Below are 6,926 nucleotides of genomic sequence, written 5' to 3' on the forward strand. Positions count from 1 at the left end.
AGTACGACGTGGCCCGGCGACCACTCCCCCGCATTCCGAGCAGCCGCGTCCTGAGCAGCCGCGTGCTGAACAGCCGCGTGCTGAGCAGCGGCAGCCACCGGATCGCACGGAGCCGGGAGATCGCGCGAACGGCCGCCGACAGCGCCACGGACGTCCTCCATCCGCTGATCACGATCACCCGTGGTCTGCGGAGGCTGGCCGCGGCGGGCCGCGCCAAGTGGGCGGCGACCCCCAAGGACCGGCGCGGTCCCGCGCTGTTCCTCGCCGCGGCCTGCGTCCTGGTCGTCGCCCTCGCGCCGTACGGGCCGCTGCTCGCGCTCGTGTCGGTGATGGGCGCGGCGGCGTGGCACGGACGCGAGCGCCCGGTCGTGAAGACCGGGCCCGACGAGACGGAGAAGGAGCGGCTGAAGGCGCTCTACGAGGCCCTGGTGCCCCACTTCTCCGTCCCCGAGGACCCCGCTCCGCTCTTCGCCCACGGCGGGGAGTGGAGCAAGGCCCTCAGTGACTTCGACTTCGACGCGGACGGGCGGCCGACGCGGCTGCGGATCGCGTACCCGGCGTACTTCCCCGACGGGGACGCCGCCGCGAGGGCCCGGATCGAGCACCTGCTGCACGCCAAGTCCGGGCGCGGCCGCGAGTACTTCTTCCAGTGGTACGAGGAGGAGAACCAGCTCCTCATGAGGGTGCTGCCCGCGCTGCCGACCACCATCGCGGCGCAGCCCTTCGTGACGGCGCCCGGCGAGACGGTGCTGGGGTTCACCGACGACGACGCGGTGCAGCGGACGATGCCCGTCCGCGCGGGCGACGAGCGGCGCGACGCGCCGCCCGTGGTGTGGCGGACGGGCCCCCGCTCGACGGAGCCGCACCTGCTCGCCGTCGGCGCCCCCGGCAGCGGCACCACGTCGCTGCTGCGCTGCCTCGCGCTTCAGGCACTGGACCACGGCGACGTGGTCATCGTCGACGGCAGCGGCACCGGGGAGTACGCCTGCCTGCACGGCCGCGCCGGGGTGCTGGGCGTCGAGTGCGGACTCTCCGGGGCGCTGACCAGCCTGGAGTGGGCGGCGCACGAGACGGAGCGGCGGCTGATCGCGGCGAACCGGGCCCGCCAGGCGGGCCGCCCGGCCCCCGAGGACACCAAGCGGCCGCTGTGGATCCTGGTGGACCGGCCCGCCGCCCTCGGGCACCTGGCGGCGGCCGACGGGCGCCCCGACCCGCAGGAGCTGCTCGGGGTGCCGCTGCGGCACGGCAGGGCGGCGCAGGTCACCGTCGTCGTGGCGGAGCAGTTCGACGGCGTGGACGCGCTCAGCGAGGCCGTACGCACCCACACGCGCGCCCGGGTCGTGCTCGGCCCCGCCTCCCGTGAGCAGGTGGAGGCCGTCCTCGGCGCCGCGCCCCACACCACGCCGCCGCCGAGCGTGCCGCCGGGGCGCGGGTACGCACGGCTGGGTACCGGACCGGTCCTGCGCCTCCAGGTGCCGGCGACACCGGACCCGTACGACGACGCGACGAGCGAGGCGCACCGGCAGGCGGTGCTGGAGCTGCTTCCGGAGCCGCAGCACACCGCTGACACGGTGCGGCTGCAGCACCTCGCGGGCAGGCCCCGGGAGACCACGACGGGCTGAGGCGGCCCGACCGGGGCCGGACTCGTGCCGGAGCCCCGACCGGGTAGGCCCCGCGGACCGTCAGGCCCCCCGGCCGGGCCCGCCGACCGTCAGGCCACGAAGGTGCGCGGCGCTTCGGCGGAGGGGCTGCCCGGGGCGCCGGACTCGACGAGCCGGGCGGCCGCCGCCAGGCGGGCCGCCGCCTCGTCGGCGACCGGACCGCCGACCGTGAAGGGCAGCCGTACGTACCCCTCGAAGGCGCCGTCCACGCCGAAACGGGGGCCCGAGGGGACGCGGACGCCGACGCGTTCGCCGACCTCGGCGAGGCGGGAGCCGGAGAGGCCGCCGGTGCGGACCCAGAGGGTGAGGCCGCCGAGAGGCACGTCGAACTCCCAGCTGGGCAGCTCCCTGCGGACCGCCGCGACCAGCGCGTCGCGGTTCTCGCGCGCCTGGGCGCGGCGCAGGGCGACCGCCTCCTCCCAGCCGCCGGTGCTCATCAGCCAGGTGACGGCCAGCTGCTCCAGCACCGGGGTACCGAGGTCGGCGTAGGCGCGGGCGGCGACCAGGGAGCGGATCACGTCGGGTGCCGCGCGGACCCAGCCGATGCGCATGCCGGCCCAGAAGGCCTTGCTGGCCGAGCCCACGGTGATCACCGTGCTGCCGCCCGGGTCGAAGGAACAGACCGGGCGGGGCATCTCCAGCCCCTCCTCCAGGTACAGCTCCGTCATGGTCTCGTCGACCACGAGCACCGTCCCGGCGGAGCGGGCGGCGTCCACCAGCTGGCGGCGCTGCTCCTCGTCGGCGAGGGCGCCGGTGGGGTTGTGGAAGTCGGCGACGACGTACGCGAGACGGGGCCCGGCGTCGCGGAAGACCTGGCGCCAGCGGGGCATGTCCCAGCCGGTCAGGCCCTCCGCCATCGCGACCGGCACCAGCCGGACGCCGGCCTCGCGCATCAGCTGGAGGATGTTGGCGTACGACGGTGACTCGACGGCGATGCGCTCGCCGCGGCCGGCGAAGAGGTGGCAGATCGCGTCGATGGCGCCCATCGCGCCCGTCGTCACCATGATCTGCTCGGGCATGGTCGGGATGCCGCGCGCGGTGTACCGGTCGGCGAGCATCTGCCGCAGCGCGGGCAGCCCGGCCGGGTAGTCGCCGTGCGTGTGGGCGTACGGCGGCAGCTCCACCAGCGCCCCCTGCACGGCGCGGGTCAGCCAGGGCTCGGGCGCCGGGAGCGACGCGCAGCCCAGGTCGATCATGGAGCCGAGGGACTCCGGCGGCAGCGGTTCCAGGCCGCGTGCGGGCAGCGGGTTGCCGGCCGGCACGGCGGTCCAGCTGCCGGCACCGCGCCGGGACTCCAGGAAGCCCTCCGCGCGCAGCGCCTCGTACGCGGCGGCGACGGTGGTGCGGCTCACCGAGAGGGAGAGGGCAAGTTCGCGCTCGGCGGGCAGGCGGGCGGCGACCGGGACACGGCCTTCCAGGACCAGCAGCCGGATGCCGTCGGCGAGGGCGCGGTAGGCGGGCGGCTTGCGGGTGCCGGGGCCGGCGGGGCGGGGCTGCTGGGCGGTCAGCTGCCGGGCGAGCTGGGCCGCACCCACCGCGGAGGTCCACTCGGTCATGGAATTCAGTCCACCTTCCTGGAATTGGCCATGGTTGGAGTCCAATTCCCGCACCCAGAGTGACACGAGGCAGTCCACCACCACCACTCCGGGGGCACACCTTGTCCATCACCTCAACCAGAGACCTGCGCGGGCGGCGTCTGCCGCGGCGCCTGGTCCAGCTGTACGCCGGTCTGGTCCTGTACGGCGTGAGCTCCGCCCTGCTCGTGCGTGCCGGGCTGGGCCTGGAGCCCTGGAACGTGCTGCACGAGGGCCTGGCGGAACGCTCCGGGCTGTCGATCGGCGTGGTCTCGATGCTCGTCGGCGTCGTCGTGCTCCTGCTGTGGGTCCCACTCCGGCAGAAGCCGGGGCTCGGCACCGTCTCGAACGTCCTGGTCTTCGGCGTCGCCATCGACGCCTCGCTGGCGGTGCTGCCGACCGCCCACGGCCTGCCGGCGCAAGTCCCGATGATGGTGGCCGGCATCGCCCTCAACGGTGTGGCGACCGGGCTCTACATCGCGGCCCGCCTCGGGCCCGGCCCGCGCGACGGGCTGATGACGGGGCTGCACCGCCGTACGGGCCGGTCGATCCGGCTGGTGCGTACGGCCATCGAGGCCGGGGTGGTGCTCGCCGGGTTCCTGCTGGGTGGCTCGGTGGGGGTGGGCACGGTGGCGTACGCCCTGGCGATCGGGCCGCTCGCCCAGCTGTTCCTGCGGGTCTTCGCCGTCCCGGACACGGGTGTCAGCACGGTGGTCGCCCGGCGGACACCGCGGCGGGCCATACTGCGGCGGTGACTCGCCATCCTTACCTCAACCACCCGTCGCCCATACCGTTCGCCCATCGCGGCGGGGCCGCGGACGGGCTGGAGAACACGGTGGCCGCCTTCCGGCGTGCCGCCGTGGCCGGTTACCGCTACTTCGAGACCGATGTGCACACCACCGCCGACGGCCGGCTCGTCGCCTTCCACGACGCGACGCTGGACCGCGTGACGGACGCCCGGGGCCGGATCGCGCGACTGCCCTGGAGCGTGGTCCGCCAGGCCCGAGTGGCGGGCAAGGAACCGCTGCCGCTCTTCGAGGAGCTGCTGGAGGAGTTCCCGGACGCCCGCTGGAACGTGGACGTCAAGGCGGAGGCCGCCCTGTCGCCCCTGCTGGAGCTGATCCGCAGGGCGGACGCCTGGGACCGGGTGTGCGTCGGCTCCTTCGACGAGGGCCGGGTGGCCAGGGCCGTACGCCTCGCGGGGCCGCGCCTGGCGACCTCGTACGGGGTGCGGGGGGTGCTGGGGCTGCGGCTGCGTTCGTACGGGATCCCGGCGGCGCTGCGCGGGGGCGCGGTGGCGGCGCAGGTGCCGGAGAGCCAGGGCGGGGTGCGGGTGGTGGACCGGCGGTTCATCCGGGCCACGCACGAACGGGGTCTCCAGGTGCACGTCTGGACGGTGAACGATCCGGAACGGATGGCCGCCCTGCTCGATCTGGGGGTGGATGGCATCATGACCGATCATCTGGAGACGCTGCGCACGGTGCTGACCGACCGGGGAGTGTGGGTCTGAGGCCCGGGCCGTCTCACCACGGGGACGAACGAGGGGGGCGGCCGTGACCGTCGGAACCGCCGGCCGGGCAGACCGGATACGTGAGCAACGGGGCTGGTACTTCTACGACTTCGCGTGCTCCGTCTATTCGACGAGCGTGCTGACGGTGTTCGTCGGCCCGTATCTGACGTCGGTCGCCAAGGCGGCCGCGGACGCGGAGGGTTTCGTCCATCCGCTCGGAATCCCGGTCCGCGCGGGTTCGGTCTTCGCGTACGCGGTCTCCGTCTCGGTCGTCCTGGCGGTGCTGGTGATGCCGCTGGCCGGGGCGGTGGCCGACCGGACGGGCCGCAAGAAGCCTCTGCTGGCGGCGGCCGCGTACCTGGGGGCGACGGCGACGACGGGGCTGTTCTTCCTGGACGGGGAGCGCTATCTGCTGGGCGCGTTCCTGCTGATCGTGGCGAACGCCTCGCTCGCCGTCTCGATGGTGCTGTACAACGCCTATCTGCCGCAGATCGCGGAGCCGGAGGAGCGGGACGCGGTCTCCTCGCGCGGGTGGGCGTTCGGCTATACGTCGGGCGCGCTCGTCCTCGTGATCGATCTCGTGCTGTACACGGGCCACGACTCCTTCGGGGTGTCGGAGTCCGAGGCGGTACGCATCTGCCTGGCGTCGGCCGGTCTGTGGTGGGGTGCCTTCACGCTGATACCGCTGCGCCGGCTGCGCGACCGGCAGGTGGCGGCGGCCGGCGGGGAGGGCTCCGTCGGGTCGGGGTGGCGGCAGCTGATGGGGACGCTGCGCGACATGCGGCGCCATCCGCTCACGCTGTCCTTCCTGCTGGCGTACCTGGTCTACAACGACGGCGTGCAGACGGTGATATCGCAGGCCTCCATCTACGGCTCCGAGGAGCTGGGCCTGGACCAGACGACGCTGATCACGGCGGTGCTGCTGGTGCAGGTCCTGGCGGTGGCCGGCGCCCTCGGCATGGGCCGCCTGGCACGCGTGTACGGGGCCAAGCGGACGATCCTCGGGTCGCTCGCCGTGTGGACGCTGATCCTGGCGGCCGCGTACTTCCTGCCGGCCGGCGCCCCTGTCTGGTTCTACGCCCTTGCGGCGGCGATCGGTCTGGTGCTGGGCGGCAGCCAGGCGCTGTCGCGCTCGCTCTTCTCGCACCTGGTACCGCGCGGCAAGGAGGCCGAGTACTTCTCGGCGTACGAGATGAGCGACCGGGGGCTGAGCTGGCTGGGGCCACTCGTCTTCGGCCTCGCGTACCAGGTCACCGGCAGTTATCGGGACGCGATCATCTCGCTCGTGGTCTTCTTCGGGCTGGGTTTCGCCCTGCTCGCGCGGGTACCCGTGCGGCGTGCGGTGGCGGCCGTGGGAAACCCCGTACCGGATCGGATTTAGCCACAGAACAGAAGTCCGGTAGTGTACGCCTTTGGCCTGCCAGGCGGAGCGTTACTGCGCGCCGAAGAAGTGAAGACGCTGGGTGACATCTTCTGCCAGATGTGACAAACCGGGCACTGGTGGGTACAAAAAGGGGCGGCACGTTGGGCGACGCATGACCCGCAACGGGAATCTTTACCGCCGACCGGACGTTGACCGGATGACGACGACAGCGACACCTGTCCTGTGGGCGACAAGCCCGGGAGGCACGATTCATGAGTGAGCGAGCTCTTCGCGGCACGCGCCTCGTGGTGACCAGCTACGAGACCGACCGCGGCATCGATCTGGCCCCGCGCCAGGCGGTGGAGTACGCATGCGAGAAGGGGCATCGTTTTGAGATGCCGTTCTCGGTCGAGGCGGAGATTCCGCCGGAGTGGGAGTGCAAGGTCTGCGGAAGCCAGGCACTTCTGGTGGACGGGGACGGCCCCGAGGAGAAGAAGGGCAAGCCGGCGCGTACGCACTGGGACATGCTCATGGAGCGGCGCACTCGCGAGGAGCTGGAGGAAGTGCTGGCCGAGAGGCTGGCGGTCCTGCGCTCCGGCGCCATGAACATCGCCGTGCACCCGCGCGACAGCCGGAAGTCCGCCTGATCGCGTGAACGGGCCGGCACCGCGCCGGCACGGAAGCAAGCAAGAGCCGCGGGGGGGGGGGGGGGGGGGGGGGGGGAGGAGGGGGGGGGGGGTGTGGTGGGGGGGGGGGGGGGGGGGGGGGTGGGGGGGGGGGGGGGGGGGGGGGGGGGGGGGGGGGGGGGGGGGGGGGAG

The 6,926-nt window shown here is 73.6% G+C and carries 6 protein-coding genes; 5 read left to right on the forward strand and 1 reads right to left on the reverse strand.

Annotation, left to right across the window (positions count from 1 at the left end; genetic code table 11):
* Positions 1–8 precede the first annotated feature (8 nt).
* Positions 9–1,622, forward strand: coding sequence for a hypothetical protein (locus ACZ42X_RS31630; protein WP_468297353.1), 1,614 nt, complete (start codon positions 9–11; stop codon positions 1,620–1,622).
* 89 nt (positions 1,623–1,711) lie between these two features.
* On the opposite strand, the gene ACZ42X_RS31635 is transcribed toward ACZ42X_RS31630, so the two are convergent.
* Positions 1,712–3,217 (reverse strand): SCO1417 family PLP biosynthesis transcription factor, encoded by a 1,506-nt coding sequence (locus ACZ42X_RS31635; protein WP_468297356.1) that lies wholly within the window; start codon positions 3,215–3,217, stop codon positions 1,712–1,714.
* A 101-nt stretch (positions 3,218–3,318) separates the two neighbouring features.
* Here ACZ42X_RS31635 and yczE point away from each other — a divergent pair, with 101 nt between their 5' ends.
* From yczE to ACZ42X_RS31655, 4 genes are all read left to right on the forward strand, one after another.
* Positions 3,319–3,990: a membrane protein YczE gene (gene yczE, locus ACZ42X_RS31640; protein WP_468297359.1), complete on the forward strand. Its 672-nt coding sequence runs from the start codon at positions 3,319–3,321 to the stop codon at positions 3,988–3,990.
* On the forward strand, positions 3,987–4,745 hold the full coding sequence (locus tag ACZ42X_RS31645; protein WP_468297362.1) for a glycerophosphodiester phosphodiesterase family protein: 759 nt from the start codon (positions 3,987–3,989) through the stop codon (positions 4,743–4,745). Before yczE ends, ACZ42X_RS31645 begins: the two co-directional genes overlap by 4 nt.
* Before the next feature lie 43 nt (positions 4,746–4,788).
* A complete protein-coding gene (locus tag ACZ42X_RS31650; RefSeq protein ID WP_468297365.1) occupies positions 4,789–6,126 on the forward strand; it encodes an MFS transporter in 1,338 nt (445 codons plus the stop codon).
* Between the two features lie 254 nt (positions 6,127–6,380).
* Positions 6,381–6,755 carry an RNA polymerase-binding protein RbpA gene (locus ACZ42X_RS31655; RefSeq protein ID WP_026278069.1) on the forward strand — a complete coding sequence of 125 codons (375 nt, stop codon included), beginning with the start codon at positions 6,381–6,383 and terminating at the stop codon, positions 6,753–6,755.
* The last annotated feature ends 171 nt before the right edge of the window (positions 6,756–6,926 follow it).

The sequence above is a fragment of the Streptomyces sp. NPDC030862 genome (genome assembly GCF_055571835.1).

What these genes read in the sequence shown, in the direction of transcription:
- ACZ42X_RS31635 (WP_468297356.1), bottom strand. Translation starts at nt 3,217, where the DNA reads ATGACCGAGTGGACCTCCGCGGTGGGTGCGGCCCAGCTCGCCCGGCAG.
- ACZ42X_RS31655 (WP_026278069.1), top strand. Translation starts at nt 6,381, where the DNA reads ATGAGTGAGCGAGCTCTTCGCGGCACGCGCCTCGTGGTGACCAGCTAC.